The sequence below is a fragment of the Kitasatospora sp. NPDC001175 genome (assembly GCF_053598215.1).
In genome coordinates this window covers 79,402-104,064 of record NZ_JBSFJU010000028.1, presented here as the reverse complement: position 1 = coordinate 104,064, position 24,663 = coordinate 79,402, and the positions used below count along the sequence as shown (strand labels likewise).

26 protein-coding genes are annotated in these 24,663 nt (G+C 72.4%); 9 read left to right on the top strand and 17 right to left on the bottom strand.

Features of this window, described 5'->3' with window-relative positions; all coding sequences use genetic code 11:
• Positions 1-168: 168 nt before the first annotated feature.
• The 3 genes from ispF to ACWDAK_RS21415 all read right to left on the bottom strand — a co-directional run bounded on the left by ispF (position 169) and on the right by ACWDAK_RS21415 (position 2,204).
• A complete protein-coding gene (gene ispF / locus ACWDAK_RS21425) occupies positions 169-657 on the bottom strand; it encodes a 2-C-methyl-D-erythritol 2,4-cyclodiphosphate synthase (RefSeq protein WP_344634989.1) in 489 nt (162 codons plus the stop codon).
• Positions 647-1,402, bottom strand: a complete 756-nt coding sequence (gene ispD / locus ACWDAK_RS21420; protein WP_344635103.1) for a 2-C-methyl-D-erythritol 4-phosphate cytidylyltransferase — start codon at positions 1,400-1,402, stop codon at positions 647-649. Before ispD ends, ispF begins: the two co-directional genes overlap by 11 nt.
• 319 nt (positions 1,403-1,721) lie before the next feature.
• Entirely contained in the window at positions 1,722-2,204 is a 483-nt protein-coding gene (locus ACWDAK_RS21415; RefSeq protein WP_014136563.1) for a CarD family transcriptional regulator, read from the bottom strand.
• A gap of 459 nt (positions 2,205-2,663) precedes the next feature.
• Between ACWDAK_RS21415 and ACWDAK_RS21410 the strand changes: the two genes are divergently transcribed.
• Positions 2,664-3,362 carry a DUF461 domain-containing protein gene (locus ACWDAK_RS21410; protein ID WP_427394208.1) on the top strand — a complete coding sequence of 233 codons (699 nt, stop codon included), beginning with the start codon at positions 2,664-2,666 and terminating at the stop codon, positions 3,360-3,362.
• Positions 3,363-3,426: 64 nt separating this feature from the next.
• On the opposite strand, the gene ACWDAK_RS21405 is transcribed toward ACWDAK_RS21410, so the two are convergent.
• Entirely contained in the window at positions 3,427-4,122 is a 696-nt protein-coding gene (locus ACWDAK_RS21405; protein WP_344634991.1) for a response regulator transcription factor, read from the bottom strand.
• Positions 4,119-5,402 (bottom strand): sensor histidine kinase, encoded by a 1,284-nt coding sequence (locus ACWDAK_RS21400; RefSeq protein ID WP_427394207.1) that lies wholly within the window; start codon positions 5,400-5,402, stop codon positions 4,119-4,121. The genes ACWDAK_RS21405 and ACWDAK_RS21400 overlap by 4 nt, the downstream gene beginning before the upstream one ends.
• 307 nt (positions 5,403-5,709) lie before the next feature.
• On the opposite strand from ACWDAK_RS21400, the gene phoU reads away from it, so the two are divergent.
• A complete protein-coding gene (phoU, locus tag ACWDAK_RS21395) occupies positions 5,710-6,390 on the top strand; it encodes a phosphate signaling complex protein PhoU (RefSeq protein ID WP_344634993.1) in 681 nt (226 codons plus the stop codon).
• Between the two features lie 187 nt (positions 6,391-6,577).
• Complete coding sequence (locus ACWDAK_RS21390) at positions 6,578-6,757, top strand: hypothetical protein (protein ID WP_344634994.1); 180 nt, start codon at positions 6,578-6,580, stop codon at positions 6,755-6,757.
• 84 nt (positions 6,758-6,841) lie between these two features.
• Here the strand turns inward: ACWDAK_RS21390 and ACWDAK_RS21385 are convergent, their stop codons facing one another.
• A complete protein-coding gene (locus tag ACWDAK_RS21385) occupies positions 6,842-7,084 on the bottom strand; it encodes a lytic polysaccharide monooxygenase (protein ID WP_425557535.1) in 243 nt (80 codons plus the stop codon).
• 155 nt (positions 7,085-7,239) lie between these two features.
• Positions 7,240-7,998, bottom strand: a complete 759-nt coding sequence (locus ACWDAK_RS21380; RefSeq protein WP_344634995.1) for a phosphoglyceromutase — start codon at positions 7,996-7,998, stop codon at positions 7,240-7,242.
• Between the two features lie 143 nt (positions 7,999-8,141).
• Between ACWDAK_RS21380 and ACWDAK_RS21375 the strand changes: the two genes are divergently transcribed.
• Entirely contained in the window at positions 8,142-9,491 is a 1,350-nt protein-coding gene (locus tag ACWDAK_RS21375; protein ID WP_344634996.1) for an MDR family MFS transporter, read from the top strand.
• A gap of 58 nt (positions 9,492-9,549) precedes the next feature.
• On the opposite strand, the gene ACWDAK_RS21370 is transcribed toward ACWDAK_RS21375, so the two are convergent.
• Both ACWDAK_RS21370 and mshA read right to left on the bottom strand, forming a co-directional pair.
• Complete coding sequence (locus tag ACWDAK_RS21370; RefSeq protein WP_344634997.1) at positions 9,550-10,116, bottom strand: type III secretion system chaperone family protein; 567 nt, start codon at positions 10,114-10,116, stop codon at positions 9,550-9,552.
• A gap of 125 nt (positions 10,117-10,241) precedes the next feature.
• A complete protein-coding gene (gene mshA, locus ACWDAK_RS21365; RefSeq protein WP_425557536.1) occupies positions 10,242-11,612 on the bottom strand; it encodes a D-inositol-3-phosphate glycosyltransferase in 1,371 nt (456 codons plus the stop codon).
• A 218-nt stretch (positions 11,613-11,830) separates the two neighbouring features.
• Here mshA and ACWDAK_RS21360 point away from each other — a divergent pair, with 218 nt between their 5' ends.
• On the top strand, positions 11,831-12,652 hold the full coding sequence (locus ACWDAK_RS21360; protein ID WP_344634998.1) for a class I SAM-dependent methyltransferase: 822 nt from the start codon (positions 11,831-11,833) through the stop codon (positions 12,650-12,652).
• Between the two features lie 214 nt (positions 12,653-12,866).
• Here the strand turns inward: ACWDAK_RS21360 and ACWDAK_RS21355 are convergent, their stop codons facing one another.
• Positions 12,867-13,475, bottom strand: coding sequence for an O-acetyl-ADP-ribose deacetylase (locus tag ACWDAK_RS21355; protein ID WP_427394206.1), 609 nt, complete (start codon positions 13,473-13,475; stop codon positions 12,867-12,869).
• A 281-nt stretch (positions 13,476-13,756) separates the two neighbouring features.
• Here ACWDAK_RS21355 and ACWDAK_RS21350 point away from each other — a divergent pair, with 281 nt between their 5' ends.
• On the top strand, positions 13,757-15,469 hold the full coding sequence (locus ACWDAK_RS21350) for a PP2C family protein-serine/threonine phosphatase (protein ID WP_427394205.1): 1,713 nt from the start codon (positions 13,757-13,759) through the stop codon (positions 15,467-15,469).
• Positions 15,470-15,635: 166 nt separating this feature from the next.
• Here ACWDAK_RS21350 and ACWDAK_RS21345 read toward each other — a convergent pair whose 3' ends face one another.
• The 3 genes from ACWDAK_RS21345 to ACWDAK_RS21335 form a co-directional block, all read right to left on the bottom strand.
• Positions 15,636-15,965 carry a DUF2516 family protein gene (locus ACWDAK_RS21345; RefSeq protein ID WP_425557542.1) on the bottom strand — a complete coding sequence of 110 codons (330 nt, stop codon included), beginning with the start codon at positions 15,963-15,965 and terminating at the stop codon, positions 15,636-15,638.
• 233 nt (positions 15,966-16,198) lie between these two features.
• Positions 16,199-16,738: a hypothetical protein gene (locus ACWDAK_RS21340; protein WP_427394204.1), complete on the bottom strand. Its 540-nt coding sequence runs from the start codon at positions 16,736-16,738 to the stop codon at positions 16,199-16,201.
• A gap of 90 nt (positions 16,739-16,828) precedes the next feature.
• A complete protein-coding gene (locus ACWDAK_RS21335; RefSeq protein ID WP_344635003.1) occupies positions 16,829-17,245 on the bottom strand; it encodes a helix-turn-helix domain-containing protein in 417 nt (138 codons plus the stop codon).
• A 349-nt stretch (positions 17,246-17,594) separates the two neighbouring features.
• Between ACWDAK_RS21335 and ACWDAK_RS21330 the strand changes: the two genes are divergently transcribed.
• Positions 17,595-17,711: a hypothetical protein gene (locus ACWDAK_RS21330; RefSeq protein WP_344635004.1), complete on the top strand. Its 117-nt coding sequence runs from the start codon at positions 17,595-17,597 to the stop codon at positions 17,709-17,711.
• 16 nt (positions 17,712-17,727) lie between these two features.
• Here ACWDAK_RS21330 and ACWDAK_RS21325 read toward each other — a convergent pair whose 3' ends face one another.
• Positions 17,728-18,906 (bottom strand): alpha/beta hydrolase, encoded by a 1,179-nt coding sequence (locus ACWDAK_RS21325; RefSeq protein ID WP_344635005.1) that lies wholly within the window; start codon positions 18,904-18,906, stop codon positions 17,728-17,730.
• A 328-nt stretch (positions 18,907-19,234) separates the two neighbouring features.
• On the opposite strand from ACWDAK_RS21325, the gene ACWDAK_RS21320 reads away from it, so the two are divergent.
• The gene (locus tag ACWDAK_RS21320; protein ID WP_344635006.1) at positions 19,235-19,849 is read left to right on the top strand and encodes a DUF3995 domain-containing protein; all 615 of its coding nucleotides are present in this window, start codon (positions 19,235-19,237) and stop codon (positions 19,847-19,849) included.
• 81 nt (positions 19,850-19,930) lie between these two features.
• Here ACWDAK_RS21320 and ACWDAK_RS21315 read toward each other — a convergent pair whose 3' ends face one another.
• On the bottom strand, positions 19,931-20,206 hold the full coding sequence (locus tag ACWDAK_RS21315; RefSeq protein WP_344635007.1) for a hypothetical protein: 276 nt from the start codon (positions 20,204-20,206) through the stop codon (positions 19,931-19,933).
• 99 nt (positions 20,207-20,305) lie between these two features.
• Between ACWDAK_RS21315 and ACWDAK_RS21310 the strand changes: the two genes are divergently transcribed.
• The gene (locus tag ACWDAK_RS21310) at positions 20,306-20,458 is read left to right on the top strand and encodes a hypothetical protein (RefSeq protein WP_344635008.1); all 153 of its coding nucleotides are present in this window, start codon (positions 20,306-20,308) and stop codon (positions 20,456-20,458) included.
• A gap of 446 nt (positions 20,459-20,904) precedes the next feature.
• Here the strand turns inward: ACWDAK_RS21310 and ACWDAK_RS21305 are convergent, their stop codons facing one another.
• Positions 20,905-21,114 carry a hypothetical protein gene (locus ACWDAK_RS21305; RefSeq protein ID WP_344635009.1) on the bottom strand — a complete coding sequence of 70 codons (210 nt, stop codon included), beginning with the start codon at positions 21,112-21,114 and terminating at the stop codon, positions 20,905-20,907.
• Entirely contained in the window at positions 21,111-24,653 is a 3,543-nt protein-coding gene (locus ACWDAK_RS21300) for an SNF2-related protein (protein WP_449806487.1), read from the bottom strand. Before ACWDAK_RS21300 ends, ACWDAK_RS21305 begins: the two co-directional genes overlap by 4 nt.
• Positions 24,654-24,663: the final 10 nt, after the last annotated feature.

Below are 24,663 nucleotides of genomic sequence, written 5' to 3'. Positions count from 1 at the left end.
GCCGGCGACCAGAGCCCCCGGCTGCACACGGACCTGGGCCGGCTGGCCGAGGGCGGGGTCGGCGCGGCGATCCGCCGCCCGCCCACGCTATCGACTCTCTTGCCGTACAGGAGGGTTGAACACTCGTCAGGCCGCAAATCGTCCCGGCCGACGGTCAGCTGCCGACGGTCAGAACCGGTACACCAGCGCGGTGGCGATCGCGGCCAGGCCCTCGCCCCGGCCGGTGAGGCCGAGCCCGTCCGTGGTGGTGCCGGAGACCGAGACCGGGGCCCCGACGGCGGCCGACAGCGCGGCCTGCGCCTCGTCCCGGCGCTTGCCGATCTTCGGGCGGACGCCGATCACCTGGACCGAGACGTTGCCGATCTCGAAACCCGCCGCGCGCACCAGCCGGGCCGCCTCGGCGAGCAGGGTCACCCCGGCGGCGCCGGACCACTCCGGCCGGTCGGTCCCGAAGTGCGCGCCCAGGTCGCCGATCCCGGCGGCCGAGAAGAGCGCGTCGCACGCCGCGTGCGCGGCCACGTCGGCGTCCGAGTGCCCGGCCAGGCCGACCTCGGAGTCCGGCCAGTCGAGGCCGGCCACCCTGAGCGGGCGCCCCACCTCGAAGGCGTGCACGTCGGTGCCGATACCGATCCGCGGAATCAGCGGCTCAGAAGCCATCGGAGGCCCTCCTGCGGGCGAGTACGGCCTCGGCGAGCACGAGGTCCAGCGGACGGGTGACCTTGAAGGCCTCCTCGTGGCCGGGCACCACGACCACCTGACCGCCGTAGCGCTCGACCAGACCGGCGTCGTCGGTGACCGGCGGCAGGCCGCCGCCGGCCTCCTCGGCCAGCGCCTTCTGGTGCACCTCGTGCAGGGTGTCCAGACGGAAGCCCTGCGGGGTCTGCACCGCGCGCAACGTGGCGCGGTCGGGCGTGTCGAGCACCGGCTCGGGCACCCCCGGCGCGGCGGCCGGAGTGACCCGCTTGACCGTGTCGGCCAGCGGCACGGCCGGCACGACGGCCTCGGCACCCGCCCGGACGGCGGCGGCGACCGCGTCCACCACCTCCACCGGGACCAGCGGCCGGGCGGCGTCGTGCACCAGCACGATCCCGGTCCCGGCCGGGATCGCGGCCAGGCCCAGGCGCACCGACTCCTGCCGGGTCGCGCCACCGGCCACCACCCGGATGTCCTTGCCGTCCAGGCCGTGGCTGTCCAGCAGTGCGGCCACTCCGGCCACACCGTCCGGCGGCGCAGCGACCACCACCAGGCCGACCGCCCGGCTGCGCGCCAGCGCCCGGACCGCGTGCACCAGCAGGGGCACCCCGCCGAGCTCGCGCAGGGCCTTGGGCGCGCCCGGCCCAAGCCGTTCACCCCGCCCGGCGGCGGGTACGACGGCTGCTGCAACTGCTGCTGTGGCGTTCAGGTTTCACTCCTTCGCCGAAGTGGGTATGGCCATGGCGTGCGCGGCGGGTGCACAGCGCGGACCCCTTCCAACCGCAGACCCGTGGACCTCCGCGGACTACCGGCACTCCGCACCACCCCGGACATCGGACCGTCCAGGTCCGGCCGTGGCTGTCCGGGCCGGCTCGCCGTTTCACTCGGATCCACCGAACCAGGGCGCCCGGCTACGGGTACGCCGAAGCGCCCGAGGTGCCACCGCGCCACCCGCCCGGCGTACCGAACCGTGGTGGCGCGCCGACATCGGGCGCTGTGGCGTTCGCGGTGCTACCGGGAGGCCGGCCTCAGGAGGCCAGCACCTCGTCGAGTAGCGTCTCCGCCTTGTCCTCGTTGGTGTTCTCGGCCAGGGCCAGCTCGCTGACCAGGATCTGCCGGGCCTTGGCGAGCATCCGCTTCTCGCCGGCCGACAGGCCGCGCTCGCGCTCGCGACGCCACAGGTCGCGCACGACCTCGGCGACCTTGATAACGTCACCCGAAGCGAGCTTCTCCAGGTTTGCCTTGTAGCGGCGGGACCAGTTGGTGGGCTCTTCGGTGTACGGTGCACGCAGCACCTCGAAGACGCGGTCCAGACCCTCCTGGCCGACTACGTCGCGCACGCCGACGAACTCTGCGTTCTCCGCGGGCACGCGCAGCGTCAGGTCTCCCTGCTGCACCTTCAGCACCAGGTAGGTCTTGTCCACACCTTTGATCTGGCGAGTTTCGATGGCCTCGATCAGCGCAGCCCCGTGATGGGGGTAGACCACCGTGTCGCCAACCTTGAACGTCATGTGACAGGACCCCTTCCGTGGCTTTCCAGAATAACACGCTTTTCGGCGCACCCGAAGGGCGTTTCCGCAGGTCAGGGCGGGTCTCGGGGCTTGACAACCACCCCCTTCACGTGCTGCGACCGGTGTTCGACGGAGGCTTCTCGCAGGTCGGAGGCGGTATGGAGGACCTGACGAAACCCCTGGCGACACTTCGGAAACCATGATTGGATCTTGAGTTTTTGCCGCACAGCGCGCCGCGCCCCGTCGCGATCCCGGTCACACTCCGGTCCGCCGAGCCGCGGAGCCACGGCGGATGATCGTCGTTCGTAAACGGTGCACCCGTGTCGACGAGGGGCGGGAAGCGCCGGAAGTGCGCTCCGGATGCGACACGGGGCCACCCCGTGAGAAGCAGATAAGTGTGGTCGGTAGTCTGAGCCCTGACTGACCACCCGACACGTGATCCAAGGAGAAGTCGCCGCCGTGAGCCGGAGCCTTCGACGCGGCGCCATCGCCGCCCTCGTCCTCGCAGCGATCGTCCCGCTGTCCGCCTGCGCCGCCGGGAACACCCCGGACACCCTGGAGATCAAGCCGGACAGCGCGGCCACCTCGCTGGGCGAGCACCTCAAGCTCAACAACATCGTGGTGGTGACCAAGGCCGACGCGATCGGCGACCAGACCGGCCCGGCCAACGTCTCGGTCAACATCGCCAACAACGGCACCACCCCCGAGACGCTGCAGTCGATCACGCTCGGCGAGGGCAGCGCGGCGACCTTCACCGACGTCAAGGGCGCTCCGGTCACCGAGATCGTCATCCCGGCCGGCGGTGCGGTGCTGGTCGGCGGCCAGGGCCAGCCGGCCGCTCACGTCGCCTCGGCCAAGGTCACGGTCGGCGGCTTCGCCCCGGTCAGCTTCGCCTTCGCCAAAAGCGGCAAGGTCACCGCGCAGGCCCAGGTCAGCCCGGCCACCGGCCTGTTCGCCTCGTACGGCCCGACCGTCGCCCCGGCGCCGGTGACCCCCACCACCTCGGCCCCGGCCACCGCCTCGGCCCCGGCCACCGCCCCGGCCTCCGCCACCGCCTCGCCCTCGGGCGCCGCCACGGCCCCCGCCTCCGGCGCTGCCACGGCCCCGGCCGGTACGACCCCGAGCGGCGCCGCCTCCGGCACCCCCGCCACCCACTGACTCCGCGGTCGTACGCCGAAGGGCCCCTGCTCGGCAGGGGCCCTTCGCTTCGCTGCTGCGGGGTTTACGGCTCGAACTTGTAGCCGAGGCCGCGCACCGTGACCAGGTAGCGCGGCGCGCCCGGGTCCGGCTCGATCTTGGCCCGCAGGCGCTTGACGTGGACGTCCAGGGTCTTGGTGTCACCGACGTAGTCGGCGCCCCAGACCCGGTCGATCAGCTGCATCCGGGTGAGCACCCGGCCCGCGTTGCGCAGCAGCATCTCCAGCAGGTCGAACTCCTTCAGTGGCAGGTCGACCTTGGCGCCGTCCACCGTGACCACGTGCCGGTCCACGTCCATCCGGACCGGGCCCGCCTCCAGGGCGCCCGGGCCGCCGCCGTCGCCGTTGCCCCCCGCGTCCTCGCCACGGCGGCGCAGCACCGCGCGGATCCGGGCGACCAGTTCGCGGGTCGAGTACGGCTTGGTGACGTAGTCGTCAGCCCCTATCTCCAGGCCGACCACCTTGTCGATCTCGCTGTCCTTCGCGGTCACCATGATCACCGGGACGTTGGAGCGGACCCTCAGCTGACGGCAGACCTCGGTGCCGGGCAGCCCGGGGAGCATCAGGTCGAGCAGCACCAGGTCGGCGCCGTTCCGTTCGAACTGCTCCAGCGCGTCGGGCCCGGTGGCGGCGACGGCCACCTCGAAGCCCTCCTTGCGGAGCATGTACGAGAGGGCGTCGCTGAACGACTCCTCGTCCTCGACCACCAGTACTCGGGTCACGATCGGGCCTCCGGGGCAGAAATGGGGCTTGTGGTTGCGGGGATTCGCTTCGACAGCGGGGTGATCGGCTGCTCCACCGGGATCTGCCCGGCGGGGAGCCGCAGAGTGAACGTGGAGCCTTGGCCCTCGACGCTCCAGACGGACACGGTGCCGCCGTGGGAAGCGGCGACGTGTTTGACGATGGACAGGCCGAGGCCGGTTCCGCCAGTGGCACGGGAACGGGCCGGATCTACACGGTAGAACCGCTCGAAGATCCGCTCTCGGTCCTTCTCCGAGATGCCGATGCCCTGGTCGGTCACCGAGATCTCGATCAGTTCGCCGTCCGCCTCGCCCAGCGCCGCGGCGCTGGAGATGCGGCGGGTGGCGATGGCCACCCGGGTCCGCGGCGGGCTGTAGTTGACCGCGTTCTCCACCAGGTTGCCGAGCGCGGCGGCAAGCTGGCCGCGGTTCCCGTGCAGGTAGAGGCCGGCGACACCGCCGGAGGCGATGTGGATCTGCTTGGCGGCGGCGGGCTGGCGGCAGCGGTCGGTGGCCTCCGCGATCAGCTCGTCCACCGGCACCGGCTCCGGGTCGGTCAGCAGTTGGTCGTCCTGGACCCGGGATAGGTCGATGATCTCCTGGACCAGGCTGGCCAGCCGGGTCGCCTCGATCTGCATCCGGCCCGCGAAGCGCTGGACGGCCTCGGGGTCGTCGGCGGCGTCCGCGACGGCCTCGGAGAGCAACGAGAGCGCGCCGACCGGGGTCTTGAGCTCATGACTGACGTTGGCCACGAAGTCGCGGCGGACCGCCTCGATTCGGCGGCGCTCGGTCAGGTCCTCGACCAGGACCAGCACCAGCCGGGAGCCGAGCGGGGCGACCCGGACCGAGACCGCGAGCGGATCGGCCGCGCGGGCCACCCCCGGCTTCGGCACCTCCAGCTCGACCTGCCGGATCTCGCCGTCGCGCCGGGTGCCGCGGGCCAGCGACAGTATCTGCTCGACGGCCACCGCGCCGCCCCGCACCAGGCCCATCGCATAGGCCGCCGAGCTGGCCTTGACCACCTCGTCGGCCTCGCCGAGCACGATGGCGCAGGAGCGCAGCACCGACAGCACGGTGTCCACTCCGGGCGGCAGTGCCGGCTCGTGCGGGGGCGCACCACCGGTACTGCTCCTGGTCTTGCCGCCGACCCTGCTGCTCCGGCTCTGCTCGCGCTCACTCCAGCGGAAGGCTATGGCGGCGGTGAGGCCGACACCGAGCCCGGCTATGGCGCAGGCAGCGGCGGCGGCCACATTCACGTCCATACGGCCAGCCTAAGCGCAAGGTGAAGACCTCCCCCAAGCTTGCGATCAAGGGATCGACCTTACGTTGCCGAGAATTCACCTTCAGGTTGCCACCGGTTCACTGCTGCGGCCGTGCGCCGTCGCCCGGACGGCCCAGTGTGGGTCGCGCAGCCCGTGCGGGCGGTGGCGTGCGCGTACGATTCGCGCCACCTGCAGCGGCCTCCCGGCCCTCGCGCACGTCCACGGGCGGATGTCCACGGATGTGGTCGCACGAGTCGGCGGGACGACCGGTCGGCACCGCCACCGACACAGCTACTGAGGAGAGAGCATGCGCGACGCGTACCACGAGGAACTCGACTCGATCAGCGACGGACTGGTCGAGATGGCGCGGCTGGTCGGTTCGGCCATGGGCCGGGCCACCACCGCGCTGCTCGACGCCGACCTGGAACTGGCCGAGAGCGTCATCGCCGCCGACGCGAAGATCAACGATCTGCACCACGACCTGGAGAACCGGGCCATCGACCTGCTGGCGCGCCAGCAGCCGGTCGCCACCGACCTGCGGATCGTCGTCACCAGCCTGCGGATGAGCGCCGACCTGGAGCGTTGCGGCGACCTCGCCCGGCACGTCGCCAAGGTGGCCCGCCTGCGCTACCCGGCCACGGCCGTCCCGGGCGACCTGCACCCGATCGTGCTGGAGATGGGGCAACTCGCCCAGCGTCTGGTCGCCAAGGCCGGACTGGTCATCTCCACCAAGAACGTGGACAAGGCCCTGGAGCTGGAGCAGGACGACGACGCGATCGACGCGCTGCACCGCGAGCTCTTCTCGCACCTGCTGGACGACCGCTGGCAGCACGGCATCGAGACCGCCGTGGACGTCACCCTGGTCGGCCGGTACTACGAGCGGTTCGCCGACCACGCGGTGTCGGTGGCCAAGCGCGTGGTGTTCCTGGTGACGGGTGAGCACGCGGCCGAGTTCGTCGCCGCGCAGGAGGCTTCCCAGGCCCAGTAGGCACGGGGCGGGGGCAGCTGCCGGTGGCATGCCCGGGGCTGCCTCCGGAGGACATCGCACAGACGGGGGCGCACGGTGCGCCTCGCGAGCGCCTCTGCGCGCCCGTTGACGCCCTGTTATGGGCGGGGCTTCACTCATGGGCGTAGGCACACCCGCCGTGTGCCCGTCCCGAGGAGGGCCCAGCGCGATGAAGGCAACCCCGACCCCCAACACCCCACCGCCGAGCGTCATCGAACCGCCCGCACCGGCCCTGCTGCCGATCCTCGCCGCCGGCTGCGGCTGCGGACCCGGCTGCGGCTGCGGCTGCCAGTCCGGAGCGCCGTGCCAGTGCGGCGGCGCCAGCGGCGGCTGCTGCGGCGACCACTGAGCCCAGGCAGGCCCGCGACCGGGTGTCCCGCCGTACGGCGGGGCACCCGGTCGCGGTTCTGCTGCCGCCGCGCACCGGCGGACGTCAGAAGTCGACGTCGGTGCAGGAGTAGAAGGCGTTGCCGGTGTCGGCGATGTCCCAGACCGCGAGCACCACCTGGTGGCCGGTCCGGCCGACCGGAAGGGTCGCGGTGCGGCTGAGCGTGCTCGGGGGCTGGGCGCCGCCGTAGGGGACGGTGAGGAAGGGCGTGGTGTCCAGGCCGTCCCGGGTCAGCGGCTGGGAGGCGTCGCAGAAGCGCCACCCGCGACCGTCAATGGTCTGAACCACCGTGAGCACCAAGGGAGTTGACCGGACACCCCTGAGGACGCACGCCGCCACCACGACACTCCCCGGATCGGCCCGGCGCACACGACCGAGCCCCCTGCCGCGCGGCGGGACCGCGGGCAGGGGGCTCGGAGGAGTGCGGCGAGTGCCGTGCGGGCTTACTTCTTGCCCTGGTTCTTGACCGCCTCGATGGCGGCTGCGGCGGCCTCGGCGTCCAGGTAGCGGCCACCCTTGACGACCGGCTTGAAGTCGGCGTCCAGCTCGTACACCAGCGGGATGCCGGTGGGGATGTTCAGGCCGGCGATGTCCGCGTCGGAGATGCCGTCGAGGTGCTTGACCAGCGCGCGCAGGCTGTTGCCGTGCGCGGTGACCAGCACGGTCTTACCGGCGGCCAGGTCCGGGACGATCGCGTCGTACCAGTACGGCAGCATGCGCTCGACGACGTCCTTGAGGCACTCGGTGCGCGGGCGCAGCTCGCTCGGGATGTCCGCGTAGCGGGCGTCGTGCGCCTGCGAGTACTCGGCGTCGTCGGCCAGCGCCGGCGGCGGGGTGTCGTAGGAGCGGCGCCAGAGCTGGAACTGCTCCTCGCCGAACTCGGCCAGGGTCTGGGCCTTGTCCTTGCCCTGGAGCGCACCGTAGTGACGCTCGTTCAGGCGCCAGCTGCGGCTGACCGGGATCCAGTGGCGATCGGCCTTGTCCAGCGCGATCTGGGAGGTGCGGATCGCACGGCGCAGCAGCGAGGTGTGGACCACGTCGGGGAACAGACCCTCGGCGGCGAGCAGCTCGCCACCACGTGCGGCCTCCTTCTCGCCCTTCTCGTTGAGGTCGACGTCGACCCAGCCGGTGAAGAGGTTCTTCTGGTTCCACTGGCTCTCGCCGTGGCGGAGCAGGATGAGTCGGTACGTCGTGTCAGCCATGGCCCACAGCTTAATGGAGCCAAATAACCAGTGGCCGGGCCGAAAGTCCCTTAGTAATATGCGATCAAGCATTGGACCACTTACATGCCCGTTGGGCAGCCCCCAGCCCGCTCGGCGGGCCCCTGCTGCCCTCGGAGCCCCCTTTGCCCGGACCCGCCCGCATCCCCGCCGCCCTCTCGAACGCCGTCGGCGGCCTGCCGAGACAGTTCTGGTGGCTCTGGACGTCTACGCTTGTGAACCGCCTGGGCGGCTTCGTGGTCACCTTCCTCGCCCTCTATCTGACCGCCGAGCGCGGCTACTCGGCCTCGTACGCGGGCCTGGTCGCGTCGCTCTTCGGGCTCGGCTCGGCCATCGCGGCCCTCGGCGCGGGCGTGCTCGCCGACCGGATCGGGCGGCGGCCGACGCTGCTGGTCGCGCAGCTGTCCACGGCGCTCTTCACCGCCGTGCTCGGTTTCACCGACGGCCCGGTGGCCATCGCGGCGGTCGCCTTCCTGGTCGGCCTGTCGAACAACGCCTCCCGCCCGGCCATCTCGGCGATCATCGCCGACGTGGTTCCGGCCAAGGACCGGGTCCGCGCGTTCTCGCTGAACTACTGGGCGATCAACATCGGGTTCGGGGTCTCGTCGGCCGCCGCCGGGCTGATCGCGAGCCACGGCTACCTGACCCTCTTCCTGCTGGACGCGCTGAGCACGCTGCTCTGCGCCGTGGTGGTCTTCGTCAAGATCCCCGAAACCCGGCCGGAGGCCGCCGTCCGGCCGGTCGAGACGGCCGGGCCCGGCGCCGAGGCCCGGATCGGGCTGGGCGCGGTCTTCAGGGACGGCCGGTTCATGGCGGTGGTCGGCGCCAACCTGCTGCTCGCCGTGGTCGCGCAGCAGGGCAGCACCACACTTGCGGTCAGCATGGGGGAGGCGGGCATCTCCACCACCGGGTACGGCTTCGTCATCGGCCTGAACGGGCTGCTGATCGTGCTGCTCCAGCTGCCGCTCACCCAGCTGACCAACGGCCGCAACCGGACGGCGCTGCTGGTCGCGAGTGCCCTGCTGACCGGCTGGGGCTTCGGGCTGACCGCGCTGGCCGGCTCCTCGGCCGCCTTCTACGCCCTCACCGTGGCCGTCTGGACGATCGGCGAGATCATCAACGCGCCGACCATGATGAGCCTGGTCGCCGAGCTCTCACCGACCGTGGCACGTGGCCGCTACCAGGGTGTGTACTCGCTCTCCTGGTCACTGGCCTCCTTCCTCGGTCCGGCGGCCGGCGGCTACCTCCTGCAGCACGCGGGCGGCGCCGTCTGGGGCGCCTGCGCGGTCTGCGGGACGGCCGCCGGCCTCGCGTTCCTGCTGCTCGGGCGGCGGAAGGCGGCGCAGCCGGGCACGGCCGAGTCCGGCTCCTTCAGCGAGTCCGACTCCTTTGACGAGTCCGGCGATTTCGGCACGCCCGGTGCGTCGGGCGCATCGGGCACCGTCGCTGAGCGGAAGGCGGTCTCCTCGACCTGAGTTCCGGGTCGGGTCACTCCGGGTTTCGGCTCTTGGGCTCCGGCCGTCCGGCCGGGGCTCAGGCCGTCCCGTCCGTGCCGGCCACCGGCCGGCCGTCCTCCTGCGGCCGGGGCTCGGAGGCCGCCGGTCCGGCGAGGTGTGCGAAGGCTTCGAGATTCCGGGTCGACTCGCCGCGCTTGGTGCGCCACTCCCACTCGCGCCGGATCGCCGTGGCGAAGCCGAGTTCGAGCAGGGTGTTGAAAGGCTCGTCGGCACTCTCCAGGACGGTGCCGAGCAGCCGGTCGACGACGTCCGGGGTGAGCGCGTCCAGCGGGACGCGGCCCGCGAGGTAGACGTCACCGAGCCGGTCGACGGCGTAGGCGACCCCGAACAGACGGGTGTTGCGCTCCAGCAGCCAGCGGTAGACCGCCTCGTGGTTCTCGTCGGGGCGGCGGATCACGAACGCGTTCACCGAGAGGGTGTGCTCGCCGACCCGCAGCGCGCAGGTGGTGGCCAGCTTTCGACTGCCCGGTAGCGAGGCGACCAGGGTGTACGGATCGGTGGCGGCCGGTTCCCAGGTCACCCCAACCTCGTCCAGGGCGGAGCGGAGCAGCTCGAGGGCGTCGTCCTTCGTGCGGATTGCCATGGAGGAGACGCTACTCGGCGGTAAGCCCGGCTTTCCAGCGACACCTGGTGATGCGCGCTCCCGGGCGCAGAGTCCGCACGACGCCCCCGGGGTCGTCCGAGCGACCCCGGGGCTGGGTCAGCTGCTCAGCTGATGCGGAGGCGGGAGCGGGCGAGGCGGCCCGCCTGTCGGGCGAGCGCGCCCGCGTACACGTCGGCCGTGGCCGCGGCGGCCGTGCTCCAGCCGAAACCCGCCGCATGCCGGGCCGCGGCGGCGCCCTGCTGCCCGACCAGCTCGGGCCGGGTGGCGTACTGGTGCAGTGCGTCGGCCCAGGTGTCCGGGTCATGGCCCTGCACCAGGGTGCCGGTACGGCCGCCCTGGACCGCGACCGGGAGACCGCCGACCGCGGCCGCGACCACCGGCGTGCCGCATGCCTGGGCCTCCAGGGCGACCAGCCCGAAGGACTCGCTGTACGAGGGCATCACCAGCGCCGATGCGGCCCGGTACCACTCGGCGAGCTCGGCCTGCCCGACCGGCGGGTGGAAGCGGACCACGTCCGTTATGCCGAGCTGGGCGGCGAGCTTGTGCAGGCTCTCCGGCTTGGCCAGTCCCGTTCCGGACGGCCCGCCGACAACCGGGACCACCAGTCGCTCGCGCAGGCCGGGCTCGCGCTCCAGCAGCACCGCGACGGCCCTGAGCAGCACGTCGGGCGCCTTGAGCGGTTGGATCCGCCCGGCGAAGAGCAGGACTGGGGCGTCCTGCGGGAGCCCGAGTCTGGCGCGGGCGGCGGCGCGGTCGCCGGGCCGGAAGATGTCCAGGTTGACACCCGGGTGGACGACGGCGAGCTGGTCCTCGCGGGCGGAGTAGTGGTACGAGAGCTCGCCGGCCTCCTCGGCCGTGTTGGCGATCAGGCGGTCGGCGGCCTCGACCACCTGGGTCTCACCTATGACCCGCGCCGTCGGCTCCGGCGTGTCGCCCTCGGCGAGGGCGGCGTTCTTGACCTTGGCCATGGTGTGCATGGTGTGCACCAGCGGCACGCCCCAGCGCTCGGCAGCCAGCCAGCCGACCTGGCCGGAGAGCCAGTAGTGCGAGTGCACCAGGTCGTAGTGGCCCGGCCGGTGCCCGGCCTCGGCCCGCAGCACGCCGTGGGTGAAGGCACAGAGCTGGGCGGGCAGATCCTCCTTGACCAGCCCCTCGTACGGCCCGGCCGTGACGTGTCGGACCAGGACTCCGGGCGCGAGCTGCACCAGGGGCGCGTCCTCGGAGCGGATCGCCCTGGTGAAGATCTCGACCTCGATGTCCAGCTCGGCCAGCCGCTTGGCCAGCTCGACGATGTAGACGTTCATCCCGCCCGCATCGCCGGTGCCCGGCTGGTGCAACGGCGAGGTGTGGACGCTCAGCATGGCTATCCGGCGGGGCCTGCGCGGACGACCGCCGACCAGCGACTGCAGGCGCGCGCGGGTGGGCGTTAGCGCGTACTGGGCACGGCGTGCCTTCCGTACGGGGTGCTGGGTCACCGGGCTGAAGCCTCCTCTTGCTCCCCCGACTGCCTAGGGGCCGTGCTGCCTGCGGACCGTACTGCTCCGGACGTTCTGTGCGGCCGCCCCGCCGGACCCCCTGCCGAACGGCGGCGGCCCCACGTGGGCATTCGTCCAGTGTGACAACCCCGGGGCCGACGGCCGCTATTCCCGTCTCGCTGAATGAGATGCGGCGCGGTCCGCGTAGGCTTCCTCGCATGGCCGCCTCGTTCGATCCCTCCGCCGCCCGTGGGCGCTCCGCGCGCCCGGTCGGGACGGTCACCCGGGGCACCACCAACACCAACCGCCTGCGCCGGATGGACCGCTGGATAGCCCACGCCCTCGGCCCGGCACTGCGCCGCGCCGACCGGCCGCCGATCGCCGTGGACCTCGGCTACGGCGCGGCGCCCTGGACCGCGGTCGAACTCTCCACCCGCCTGCGTGCGGTACGGACTGACATCCGGGTGGTGGGCATCGAGATCGAGCCCGACCGGGTCGCGGCCGCCCTCCCGTACGCCGCTCCCCCACTGCTGACCTTCCGGCGCGGCGGCTTCGAGGTACCGCTGGACGGTGCGGCTCCGCTGCTGATCCGGGCGGCGAACGTACTACGGCAGTACGAGGAGTCGGCGGTGGCCGCGGTCTGGGAGCGGCTGCGCGAACGGCTCGCCCCCGGCGGACTGCTGGTCGAGGGCACCTGCGACGAGATCGGACGGCGGCACGTCTGGGTGGCACTCGGCCCCGATGGCCCCCGCACGGTGACCTTCGCGGCCCGGCTCGGCGGCCTCGACCAGCCCTCCGACCTGGCCGAACGGCTGCCGAAGGCACTGATCCACCACAACGTGCCCGGCCGTCCGGTGCACGCCTTCCTGACCGACTTCGACCGCGCCTGGGCCGCGGCCGCGCCGTACGGAGCCTTCGGGGCGCGCCAGCGCTGGGTGGCCGCGTGCACCGCCTTGGCGGGGAACTGGCCGCTGGTGGACGCCCGTGGCCGCTGGCGGCAGGGCGAGGTCACACTGCCGTGGAGCGCTCTGGCGCCGTAGCCGGGGCCAGGCCGAGCTGGGCCGGGGCCGGGGCCGGTCAGACCCGGTCAGGCCGGAACCGACTGGGCCGGACCTGCGATCCGACGCGCTGCGGCTTGCGCGAGTTCACTCGAACGAGTTATCGAATACCTCTAGCATGTTGACGCCCCACCAGGTCACCATGGGGGCGGCTGCACGAGCTGACGGCTTTCGACAAGGGGGACTTGAGCCCCCGTCAGCTCCGCCGCTCCAGGGCGCGCCACACCCGCTCGAACACTCCGCACGCCTCCGCACCGAACAGCACGAACCGCACCTCGGCCAAGCCCGTGGACTCCACCGACCCGACCGACGCCGGTCCGACCGGCACCGGCCCGGCGGGTCCGGCAGGTTCGACCGGCCCGGCCACCGCTTCCGCCACCGCCGTGAGGGCGATCCGCGCCGCGTCCTCCAACGGCCAGCCGTACACCCCGGCCGAGATCGCCGGGAACGCCACCGTCCGCACCCCCAACCCGACCGCCACCCGCAGCGATTCGCGATAACAGGAGGCCAACAGCTCGGCCCGCTGCTCGTACTCCTCCGACAGATGGACGGGCCCCACCGTGTGCACCACCCACCTGGCCGGCAACCGGCCGGCCGTCGTGGCGACGGCCTGCCCGGTCGGCAGGCCCCTGCCGTAGCGGGAGGCCCGCAGCCTGCGGCAGTCCGCGAGGATCTCCGGGCCGCCCCTGCGGTGGATCGCACCGTCTACCCCACCACCACCGAGCAGGGAGGAGTTGGCTGCGTTCACAATCCCGTCCACCTGCTGCTCCGTGACGTCACCCTCGACCAACGTGATCTGCGTCACCAGACCAGGCCTCCCGTCACACCGTGCCCACAGGGCGCCCACACTAACCACCCCGACCGCTGGGAGCATGGCAATAACCACATCGACGCCGGTCGGTCAGAGAAATCCCCGGAGATCACGTTATGGTCGCGAGAAGCTCCCCGACACACGGTGCCATGCGGGCACTGAGCACGGCTCTCAGCCGTTGCCCAGTCGGGGAAAGGGAGGATCGACCAATGCCCGCAACGGGAGACGGGCGGGCACCGCGTGCCTCGTACCGGCCGGGCAGCCCCGGCGGAGTCTTGACCGAACATGCCATCGCCACTGTCGGCGGCGTCCTGACCGAGCGTGCCGCAGGCACCGCCCTCGACCGGCTGGACGGCTGCGGTGAGACCACCGTGAACCGGTCGTCCGGGCAGGCGAGCGGGCATGCCGCATCCCGCTCGGACGGCGTCACCGACGGTCGGCCCGACGAGCAGCTCGACGAGCTCGGCGACGGACGGTTCCACGGAGAGCTCGACGGTCTCGCCGGCCGGCGCTCCGACGGCTGCGGCGGTGTGCCCGGAAGCCGATCCGACGGTCAGCTCAACCTTGCGAGCCCCATACCGCACCCGCGGAGCACCAACGGCGCTCCCGGCACGCCCTTTCGCGGCGAGCCGTTCCGGCTGCTCGTCATCGAGAGTGACGTCTCCGACGCGGTCCTGATCGAGCAACTGGTCGCCGACAGCGGTACTCCCATCGAGATCCACTGGGCGCACGGGATCGACCAGGCCGTCGGCCTGCTCTCCCCCACGCTGCCCGGTGCCAGGCGCAGCCGCCCGCGCGGCGCCGACTTCGGCTGCGTCCTGCTCGACCTGGCCGCCCCCGGCGAGCCGGGTGATCAGGCGGGCGGTCCCGCCGGGGTGCACACCCTCGGCGGGGTGAACGGACCGGACGGGCTCGACGGCCTGCGCGAGCTGCTGCGCCGGGCGCCGCACACCGCCGTCGTGGTCCTGACCGAGGCCGACAGCGCCGAGCTCGGAGCCGCCGCCGTCGCCGCGGGTGCCCAGGACTTCCTGGTCAAGCACGAGACGGACGGGCCGCTGCTGGCCCGTGCCCTGCGCTACGCGGTCGAGCGCAAGCGGGCCGACGAGTCGCAGCGCCGCCTGGTCGAGGCCGAGCTGCGCGGCCAGGAGAACGCCCGGCTGCAACGCCATCTGCTCCCCACCCCCTTGCTCGACGGCGCCGGGCTCGCGTTCACCCGGCGCTACCGCCCCGGCCGCCGCCGAGCCCTCCTCGGCGGCGACTTCTACGACGCGGTCCGCACCTCCGACGGCACCGTCCATGTGGTGATCGGCGATGTCTGCGGCCACGGCCCGGACGAAGCGGCCCTCGGCGTCGCCCTCCGGATAGCGTGGCGCACCCTGATCTTCGCCGGGCTCACCGGCGAGGCACTGCTCAGCACCCTCCAGCACGTGCTGGAGCACGAGCGCCGCAGTGACGAGATCTTCGCGACGCTCTGCATGCTGGTGCTCTCCCCCGGAGCCGCGCCGTCCACCGGCCGGGCAGCCTCCGGCCATCCGGTGGCGTCCGCCGACTCCGCGGCGCCCGTCGGCCCCGGCGAGGCCGAGCATGCCCGGCTCTACCTGGCCGGGCACCCGGCACCGTTGCTGCTCCGGCCGGACGACCGTCCCGTACTGCTCCCGTCCGACCAGGCCGGTCCCGCGCTCGGGCTGGTCCCGTGCGACGACGGACAGGCGGTCTGGCCGGCCCAGGAGCTCGAGCTCCACCCCGGCTGGCGGCTGCTGCTCTACACCGACGGCCTGGTCGAGGGCCGGGTCGGCGCAGGCTCCCGCCGACTGGGCCAGGACGGTCTGGTCGAGCTGATCGGCGACCACCAGTCCGCCGGCCTCACCCGGGGCAGGCTGGTCGACAGCGCCATCGCCGAGGTCGAGGAGCTCAACGGCGGCGCGCTCGCCGACGATGTCGCCGTTCTGCTACTGGAGCGCAACCCGGTGCCGCTCATCATGGGCTGAAGGTCGTCACGAAACGCGGTGGGAGCGGCACCCGACCGGTACCGCTCCCACCGTCCCGTACGGATCCGCCTTCTCGTACGGTTCCACTGCTCCTGCAGCCCTGCCGCTCCCATCCGTCCGCTGCATCCCGTCCGCCGCCCCGCGGGCGGCCCAGCCGGTGCGGTGATCACCAGGGTCCGTACGGCCCCACGTTCCGCCGGCCGCCCTTGCCCCGACCGTCGGTCAACTGCTTGATGGCGGGGCGGACGTCAACCACGTACACGATCGCGGCCACCAGTCCGGCCAGCGACAGCATGCCGAACAGGCTGGACCCGAGCAGCAGGTCGAGCACCAGGGCGAGACCGAGGATGATCAACCAGAACTGCTTCGTCTTCTTGTCCGCCGCACGGTAGGCGTCCTCGCGACGCGTGGCGGCGTCCACGAACGCGAAGAGCTTGAAGCACACCATCGCGGTGGTCAGCCACCAGAACGGATTCAGATAGGCGAAGGCCAGGATCTGTCCCACTGCGGTCTCCTCACTGTGGTCTCGACGGAACCGCCCCGGGTGCCACCGGGTCGGGCAACGGCCACTTCCCATCGTGGCACGGCCGGCGTCGTGCCCACCGGACAACGAACCGACCGGCCCCGATGTGCCCGGCAGCGCTCCCCGGGGCCGGACGCGGCCCGCTCACCGGCCGGTCCGCCGCCCCGCCGCGGTCTCCCCGAGCCTCCCGGTGACCCTGAGGCGGCCTACTCCGCGGACTTGTCGGCGGACTTCCGCACCCGCGGGGCCTTCCTGGCGCCCTCCGGGGCAGCCGGTGCCCCGGAGTCCTCGACGATCTCGGCCTCAACGGGCTCGTCCGCGTCGACCGCGACCACCGCGGGCTCGGTCGCCGAGCTGTCCCCGGCCCAGCTCTGGCCGCGCTCCACGACCGCCTTGCCGCGCACGGCCAGCTCGTCGTAGACCTCCTTGGCCCGGACCGCCAACTCCGCCGCCCGGCCGACCTGCTGCAACGCGAAGACCTGGGCCTTCTCCTGCAGTGCCTTCAGGTCGGTCGGCAGCGTGGTGACCGTCTCGGTCACCTTCGCCTGCGCCTCGACCAGCCGAGTCTGAGCCTCCTGCAGCCGGACCACGGCCTTCTCCTGAGTGCCCTTCCGATCGGCCGCCAGCGCCTCGACCTTGCCCGGCACCTCGCGCAGCTTCTCGTAGGCGAGGTCGCCGGCGCCCGCGAGGGCGTACAGCGGGGTCGGGTCGCTGAGGGTCTTCTTGATCTCGTCGGTGATCGGCATGACCGGTCCTCCCTTTGCGTCGACAGCCGGGCGACCGGTCTGTCATGGGTCTTCGCCCGGTGGCCACCCGATCGGGCAGCCACCCCGTGTTCAGCCCTCGTCGGCGTTCGGTCCTGGCCCGCCGGGCCCGGCCGCCGCCGTGCCGTCCGCGGGGGACGGCCCTTCCTTGTTCTCCTTCAGGAAGGCGTCGTAGACCGCGAGCAGCGCCTGCTTCTGCCGCTCGTTGATCAGCGGATCGGCCAGGATCGCGGCCCGCAGTTCGAGCCCCTCACCCTGCCGCTCCTCCAGAATCCCGGCCTGGACGTACAGCGTCTCCGCCGAGATCCGCAGCGCCTTGGCGATCTGCTGCAGGATCTCCGCACTCGGCTTGCGCAACCCTCGCTCGATCTGGCTGAGGTACGGGTTGGACACGCCGGCGGCCTCCGCCAACTGCCGCAGCGAGAACTGCGCGTTCCGCCGCTGCTCCCGGATGTACTCGCCCAGCGAGCCAACGTTCAGTGAGGCCATACGGGCAGTCTCCCCCGCCGTGCTTGCAAATGCAAGCACGGCGCTAACACTAGCAATCACTGCGACCTGGACCGGCGCCGTGAGTGTCCCGTCTCTGCGAAGGTGAGCAGTCTCGATCGTTCTGCACCAACTGATCGCGCGTCTCAGTCGACCTCGGCCAACTCCCGATCTGCCTCGATCTTCCTGAGCCAGAGGTCGTTCCCGCCCCCTACGGTCGTTCTGCCAGGTCAGCGCCGACTGAGGGGTGGCTGGTGGAGGCGGACTCCACCGCCACCACGGCCTCCCGAGACCGGCCAGGGCTTAGCACACGATCTGGCACGGATGTTCCTCAACCCCCGACTTCGCCTCGATGACGGACGAGAGGGCCCGCCTGCAGCACCTCGCGCTGCAGGCGGGCATCGGCCTGGAGACGTTCTGGCTCGACTGGCTCGACCAGGAGCTGGACGGGGACCTGGGGGAGACCTGAACCGCCTGCCGGTCGGTCAGTGCTTCGCCGGGATGATCCCGCTGAGCCACTTGAAGGAGGGCTCGACGATCGGAATCCAGGTCGAGCTCAGGTGCGGGCCGTGGGTCTCGAAGGTCGTCACCGAGGTCGGGGACTTGGCCGCCTTCTGCAGCGCTGCCGCGTCCTCCAAGCCGTCGCCCTTGTTGCCGGTCTCGAAGAGGGAGACGTTCGGCGGGGTGGTGGCGTGGGTCAGCAGGTACAGCGGGTTGGCGGTCTCCCGCAGGTGCGGGTCCTTGCCGGTCAGCGAAGCGGATTCCCCCGCCGGGTCGTTGTAGCCGGACATGCTGATCGCGGCCCGGTAGCGGTTCGGGTGCGCCAGCGCGAGCCTGGTGGCGCAGTGCCCGCCCGCCGAGTAGCCAGCCACCGCCCAGCGGTCGGAGGAGGCGTCCGCCCGGAAGTTGTCCAGCACCATCTGCGGCACGTCACGCGACAGCCAGGTCTCCGCGTTGACCTTGCCCGGGATGTCCGCACAGCCCGTGTCGGTGCTCTCGCCGAGCAGCTTGACCCGGGGTGAGACCAGGATGAACGGTGTCACCTGACCGGACTTCATCAGTGGTGCGAGCTCCTTGGAGGCCTTCATGGTGCCGAACCAGGCGTTTGCACTGCCGGGGAACCCGACCAACAGCTCGACCACGGGGAAGGTCTTGTCCTTGTACGCCGGGTCGTCGTACTGCGGCGGCGTCCACACCAGGACCTCACCGTCCACTCCGGAGAGCTGGCCCTTGAGATCGGTCTCCTTGACGTCCTTGGGAATCATGTCGTTGTCCACCCCGTGGAAAGACTGGATCACCTTGGGCCGATCCTTGCCCGCGCCGGAGTCGCCCGCGATGCCGTTGTCCTTCGGCGGCACCGGAACCGCCCGGACATGGCTGCTGGTACCCAGCAGGTCGCCCCAACTGTCGTAGAGCATGTTCTCGTTGTTGACTATGACGAACACCAGCATCACGGCGGTGAACTGGCAGAGCAGGACGGTCGCCAGGTAGCCGACGAACCGGAGCGGCCCCAGCCTGCTCGCCGCCGCCTGCCCCTGCGCGCCGCCCCGGCCCCAGCGGATGCCGCTTCCTCCTCCCCTCGCCCACTGCAGCATGGCCAACCCTATGGAGGCCAGGAACAGGACGATCGTGAGGATGTAGAAGGGGGTGCCGGTCAGTTTCATCGCGTTGTTGTATCCAGCTCCTGTGCCGTCCGGGCCACCTGCCCGGCTCGTACTGCGTTCGAAGAGACCACCGGAAGCCCGTGTTCGGTTGCCTGTGATCCACAATCCGGACGGAGTCTTCCCGGCCGCCTCAACCCGGCCCGCCGCGCTGCCCGTTGCCGCGGCGGTAGGGCGTGGGCTCCGGGTGCCAGGAGGTCCGCATTCGTGGTCGTCGGTTCCGTCTCCTTCGGGTCGTCAGCCGCAAGGCGTCGAGACCTAGCCCGCATGGGGGAGGGAGCTCCTCGGTGCAGATGATGCCTCGTCACCGCCGGTCAGCCAGAGTGGAGTCATGACGACCACGCGTTCTCCGGGTGACAGGGTGCGGCCGATCCCGCGGACGGCGCACCGTCTCCGTCCGGGCGAGTGGTCCGGATACGCCGCCGCGGCGTGGGGCCTCCTGTTCGCCGTGCCCAGCTTCGTCTGGGCCTCGGGTGGCACCCTCGGGGCGGAGTCGACGGTGTCTCCGGCGCTGATGAAGCTCGCTCGCGACGGGGTGCCGTGGTTCCTGGCCGTCCTGTGGGTGACCGGCTTCCTGAAGCTCTTCGGAGCGGTGATCGGCATCGGCCTGACACACCCCCGGCGCAGGCGGATCAGCCGCCTCCTGGTGTTCTGCGGCGGCGGCGCGGCCGTCCTGCTCGTCTGGCACGGCTGCCTCTTCGTGGTTCACGGCGTGCTGGTCGAGGCCGGAGTGCTTTCTGTCACGCCCGACCTGGTCGGGCTGACCCGTTGGTACCTCTACCTGTGGGGGCCGTGGTTCATCCTCGGTAGCCTGGTATTCGCCGCCGCTACCGTTCGACATGTCCGGCGGCACGGTTGCCCGCGCGAGGTGTGGTTCCACGGCGCTGCGGGTGCGCTCGGCGCCCTGCTCCTGTCAGTGGCGTCGACGGCCACCGGGATCGGTTGAGAGCTGTCACGTGACTGCCGGCCACGAGAGAGAAGGACGGCGCTCTCGCCGGGGCGCGGCCGGCTGGCCAGGGAAAGGCCGTCACAGAGCCTTCAGCGCGGCCTCGCAGGCCTGGCAGCGACGGGTCCGCTGGGACGGCGGGTACCAGGGGGCTCCCGGCCCGGTCGAGCGGTACGGCTCACGCTCCAGGCCGCTCGTGGCGATACCGCAGAAGGTGAGCGGGCCCGGGGCCTCGGGCACGTCCGGGGCGGTCGGGGCCGCGTGGACCCAGCGGATCCGGGCGCTCACGTCGACCTCGCCGGCATCGAGGACCTCGGCAAAGGGCTCCAGTTCCAGTAGCACGATCACACCACTCATGGTTCTGACCGTGCGGCAGCGGACCGGCGGGCGCATCTCGGCGCAGCCCCGACCGGCGGTGCTGTGACCCGTCTGCCGCGCCGTGCCGTGATGCCGGGCGTGGACCGCTTCGAAAACCCGTTCGCCGAGGTCACCCTCGACGACCACGTGGTCACCGCCACCAGTACCGCAGGCCGGATCTGGAGCTTCCCCCGGAACGCGCTCCACCGGGTGAGGACCACACCGGACCCGGCCTACCCGTGGCCCCGCTGAGGCCGCTCCCGCCGAGACCGCGCCGGCACGGTCACGACCGGCTCAGGCCGCGCCAGGAGGGCCAGCCAGTCCTGTACCGGGCCGCCTGCTCATCCGTCAGAAACTCCACCGCCACCACGGCCCTCCGAAGTTCGACAACATCGACCCGCGACCTCGACGACTTCACTGCCGAGCGCGAGGCCGCGCAGGGCGCTCAGGCATCAGATTGACTGAGACGACAACCCGCAGCTCGTCTCAGTCAATCTTGACACCCCTGGTCACAGCCTCGGCATGGTTCACCCTCACTGAGACAGGACAGTGAGCTCTTCCTGATCCACCACCACCCCGGCCGCCTCCGGGTCCGGGGTGCGGCCCGACTCGCGCCTGTGCTCGCGGCCGGCCGACCCGGCGGCAGTGGCCCGGCCGCGCTCATCGGGAGGCGGGACGGCAGTGCACACCGCCGGGCGTCAGTCGGCGGATCCGGTCAGCCGGCGGTAGGCGGGGGCGAGCAGGGCGGCGAGATCACGTCCGACGATCCGGATGCCCGCAGGGCCGAGGCCGGCGAGGGCCGAGTCGGACGACGCTCCGGCCGCGGAGTCCGGTGAGGCAGGACGGAGGGTGAACTCGCCCTCCCAGAAGGTGTCCAGAAGCTCGGACAACGGCTGCGCGTCGGTCATCGGTCACTCACCCCCACGGCAGGTCTGCCCGCACTCGCGTCATCCGGCGCCTCGAACTCGCCGATCGCGTCGGCGGAGAGGGAGACCAGTTCGCGCAGCGCGCCGGTGGACAGATCGGCGAGCCAGTGCTCACCCTCGCCGACCACGGCTTTGGCCAACGACCGCTTGGACTCGATCAGTTCGGCGATCCGCTCCTCCACGGTGCCGACGCAGACCAGACGCCGCACCTGGACGTCCCGGCGCTGGCCGATCCGGAAGGCGCGGTCGGTCGCCTGGTCCTCCACCGCCGGGTTCCACCAACGGTCGAGGTGCACCACGTGGTTGGCATTGGTCAGGTTGAGTCCGGTGCCGCCCGCTCTGAGCGACAGCAGGAAGATCCGGGGCCCGTCCGGCGCCTGGAAGCGGGCGACCATCTCCTCGCGCCGGCGCTTCGGCACACCCCCGTGCAGATAGAGCACCTCCTCGCCGAACCGGGCGGCCAGGTGGGGCTGGAGCATCCGGCCGAACTCCGCGTACTGGGTGAAGACCAGGACCCGGCCGTCCTCCGCGAGCGCCTCCGCCAGAATCCCCTCCAGGCGCGCCACCTTGCCCGATCGGCCACCGAACGCCGAACGGTCGCGCAGGAGTTGGGAGGGATGGTTGCACACCTGCTTGAGCTTGCCGATCGCGGCGAGCACGGCGCCTTGGCGCTCCACCCCGCGCACGCCCGCCAGGCGCCGCGAGAGGTCGGCCACCACCGCCCGGTAGAGCCCGGCCTGCTCGGCGGTGAGGTTGCACCAGACCGTGATCTCCTGCTTTGCGGGCAGCTCGGCCGCGACCGCCGGGTCCGACTTGGACCGGCGGAGCATGAACGGTCCGGTCAGCCTGCGGAGCCGGCTGGTCAGCGTCGCGTTCCCGTTGAGCTCGACCGGGATGGCGTAGCGCTCCTTGAAGGACTCTGCGGAGCCGAACAGGCCCGGGTTGGCGAAGTCGAGGACGGCGTGCAGCTCGGCGAGCCGGTTCTCGACCGGTGTGCCGGTGAGCGCGATCCGGTGCCCGGCCCGCAGTGAACGGACCGCCCGGGACTGGGCGGTGGCCGCGTTCTTGATGAACTGCGCCTCGTCCGCGATCACCCGGCGCCAGGGGATCCGGCCCAGCTCCTCGGCGTCCCGCTGCACCAGACCGTAGGTGGTGATCACCAGATCGGCCCCGTCCGCGACGGCCCGGGTGACCGACCCCGCCGCCCGGTCCGCGCCGTGGTGGACGTGGACGCGCAGCATCGGGGCGAACCGCGTGGCCTCCCGCTGCCAGTTGCCGACGAGGGACATCGGGCAGACCAGCAGGTTCGCCCGCGCGGCCGCCCGGCCCTTCGAGGGCCGTCCGGCTGCCTCGGTGTGCTCGACCGCGAGCAGGGCGAGGGTCTGCACCGTCTTGCCGAGCCCCATGTCATCGGCGAGTACGGCGCCCAGGCCGAGTCGGGCGAGGCTGTGCAGCCAGGCCAGGCCCCGCTCCTGGTACGGGCGAAGGGTCGCCCCGAAGCCGACCGGGAGCGCGGGCGGCGTGTGCGCCCCGTCGCCCGGAGCACCGGCGGCACCCGTACCGCCGGTACGGCCGGCGAGGAGATCGCCGAGCGGGCCGGCTGCCTCGACCCGGGCGACCGGCAGCCCGGCGACCTGCGCGGCGGGGTCGAGTGCCAGGCGCAGCACGTCCGTTGTGGACATCACCCCGGAGCCCCGCTGGGCGAGGAAAGCGAGCGCGGTCGCGATCTGCTCCACGTCCGCCTCGATCCACCGGCCGCGCAGCCGAACCAGGCCCTGCTGCGCCGCTCCCAGCTCGGCCAGCTCCTGCGCGGTGAGGGTGAGGTCGCCGATCGCAGCGGACCAGCGGAAGTCCACCACCGCGTCGCGGTCGATCCGGCCGGTCCGCTCCAGCGCCCCCGCGACGGGCGTACGAGCGGCCTTGAGCACCAGTCCGAGGCGCGGCCGGCGCTGCCACCAGGCCGGGAGCAGCACGCCGAAGCCGGCTTCGGTCAGGGCGGGGGCGGCCTCGCGGAGGAAGCCGAGGGCCTGGGCCCGGCCGAGGGTGAGACCAGTGGGACGGGAGGTGCGGAGCGCCGCGCGGAGTTCGGGGCGGCGGAGTACGGCCCGGTCGAGTTCCGCGGTGTAGCCGCCGACGGGGTCGGCGACCAGTCGGGAGAGCGCCGCCCACGCCGGGCCGCGGGACCAGAGGTCCGCGGCGGTGACGAGGAGGGAGGGTTGGTCGACGGGCTGGAGGAGGAAGTCCAGACGCCAGTCGTCGTCGCCCGCCGGCTGGTCGGGGGCGGGGAGGTCCGAACGGTCCGGCAGGTCGGCGTCGTGGCCGAGCGGTTCGGACAGCCGGAAGCAGAGGCGTAGCGCCCGGTCGGACGCGGGTGCCCCGGCCTGCCAGGCGGCCAGCCGCTCCCCGAGGTCTGCGGCGGCGGGGTCGGCCGCGGCGGGCTCCGCAGCGGTCCGCCGTGCCGCGTTCGCGCCCTCGGTGGCGGCCGGGACCGGTGGCACCACCGGCGCGAGGCGCCCGTCGGCGGTGTGGAGCGCCGCCAGCCAGGACTCGGCGGTGGTGGCAGGGGAACGGCGCAACGGGGGTGGTGCGGCCTCCAGGGCGACCCGGGTCTCCTGGTCGACCAGGACGTCCAGCAGGTCGGCGAGCAGTTCGGTGCCGGTCCGGGCGGGGTCACCGGGACGGTCCTCGGCGCGGCAGACCGGCGGGCATCCCGCGGCGAGCGCCTCCGCTTCGCGCCGGGCGGCCGCGTCGGGTGCGGGCTGCCAGTGCGCCCGGAGCACACCGTCCCGTGCGCGGAGCACCGGCAGTACGCGGCCCTGGCCGACCATCCGCCAGGCGAGGTCGTGTACGGCGGTCAGCCAGCGCAGCGAGGCCCCGTACGCGACCTCGACCGGGCCGGTCCCGGGGAGTTCGGCGATGGCCACGGAGCAGTGCGGGTCGAAGAGTTCGCCGAGCAGCTGGGCGGCCTGGGGTGCTTCGAAGAGCAGTACCGGGATCCGCCACGAGGACAGCGTGACACCGCGCCGGACGGTGCCGACGGGCAGCTGCGGGGAGGGGGCCGGCGTGGCGCCCAGGCTGGGGAGCAGCAGGGTGGCCCACCGCTCGAGGGCCTGTTCGGCCAGCCAGCCGAGCCCGGGGCCGATGGCACCGAGGAGGCGCGTGAGTGCGTCGGCGGGGCACGCGTACGGGTGCACTGCCGTACGTGCGCCCTTGTGCACCGGGCGCGCAGCGCTCGCAGTGAGCGCCCGGCTCACCGCGGCTGCTCCCGGCGCAGGCTCGGCTTCCGGCACGACGGCCGCGCCGGGCGCACTGAGAACCGCGGGCACATCGGAGAGCCCACCCGCCGGCCCGAGCGGCGTGGCGCCGGCCGCGCCAGCCGCACGGGTCTCGCGGGCCTCGCGGGCCTCGCGGGACGGCCTGCCGAAGGCCCGCGCGTCCTCCGCCCAGAGGGCCAGGCGGCCGTCGGCCCGCCAGAGCGCGTGCAGGGCGTACATCGGCCTGGCCTCCCGGGGAGCGAACACTGACTCGATC

Excerpts from the sequence above, each read along its gene's own strand:
- ACWDAK_RS21415 (WP_014136563.1), bottom strand. The coding sequence starts at position 2,204 with ATGACGTTCAAGGTTGGCGACACGGTGGTCTACCCCCATCACGGGGCT.
- ACWDAK_RS21315 (WP_344635007.1), bottom strand. The coding sequence starts at position 20,206 with ATGAGTGGTGTGATCGTGCTACTGGAACTGGAGCCCTTTGCCGAGGTC.
- ACWDAK_RS21390 (WP_344634994.1), top strand. The coding sequence starts at position 6,578 with ATGAAGGCAACCCCGACCCCCAACACCCCACCGCCGAGCGTCATCGAA.
- phoU (WP_344634993.1), top strand. The coding sequence starts at position 5,710 with ATGCGCGACGCGTACCACGAGGAACTCGACTCGATCAGCGACGGACTG.
- ACWDAK_RS21360 (WP_344634998.1), top strand. The coding sequence starts at position 11,831 with ATGGCCGCCTCGTTCGATCCCTCCGCCGCCCGTGGGCGCTCCGCGCGC.
- ACWDAK_RS21320 (WP_344635006.1), top strand. The coding sequence starts at position 19,235 with ATGACGACCACGCGTTCTCCGGGTGACAGGGTGCGGCCGATCCCGCGG.
- ACWDAK_RS21400 (WP_427394207.1), bottom strand. The coding sequence starts at position 5,402 with ATGGACGTGAATGTGGCCGCCGCCGCTGCCTGCGCCATAGCCGGGCTC.
- ACWDAK_RS21335 (WP_344635003.1), bottom strand. The coding sequence starts at position 17,245 with ATGGCCTCACTGAACGTTGGCTCGCTGGGCGAGTACATCCGGGAGCAG.
- ispF (WP_344634989.1), bottom strand. The coding sequence starts at position 657 with ATGGCTTCTGAGCCGCTGATTCCGCGGATCGGTATCGGCACCGACGTG.
- ACWDAK_RS21325 (WP_344635005.1), bottom strand. The coding sequence starts at position 18,906 with ATGAAACTGACCGGCACCCCCTTCTACATCCTCACGATCGTCCTGTTC.
- ACWDAK_RS21340 (WP_427394204.1), bottom strand. The coding sequence starts at position 16,738 with ATGCCGATCACCGACGAGATCAAGAAGACCCTCAGCGACCCGACCCCG.
- ACWDAK_RS21380 (WP_344634995.1), bottom strand. The coding sequence starts at position 7,998 with ATGGCTGACACGACGTACCGACTCATCCTGCTCCGCCACGGCGAGAGC.
- ACWDAK_RS21370 (WP_344634997.1), bottom strand. The coding sequence starts at position 10,116 with ATGGCAATCCGCACGAAGGACGACGCCCTCGAGCTGCTCCGCTCCGCC.
- ACWDAK_RS21305 (WP_344635009.1), bottom strand. The coding sequence starts at position 21,114 with ATGACCGACGCGCAGCCGTTGTCCGAGCTTCTGGACACCTTCTGGGAG.
- ACWDAK_RS21330 (WP_344635004.1), top strand. The coding sequence starts at position 17,595 with ATGACGGACGAGAGGGCCCGCCTGCAGCACCTCGCGCTGCAGGCGGGC.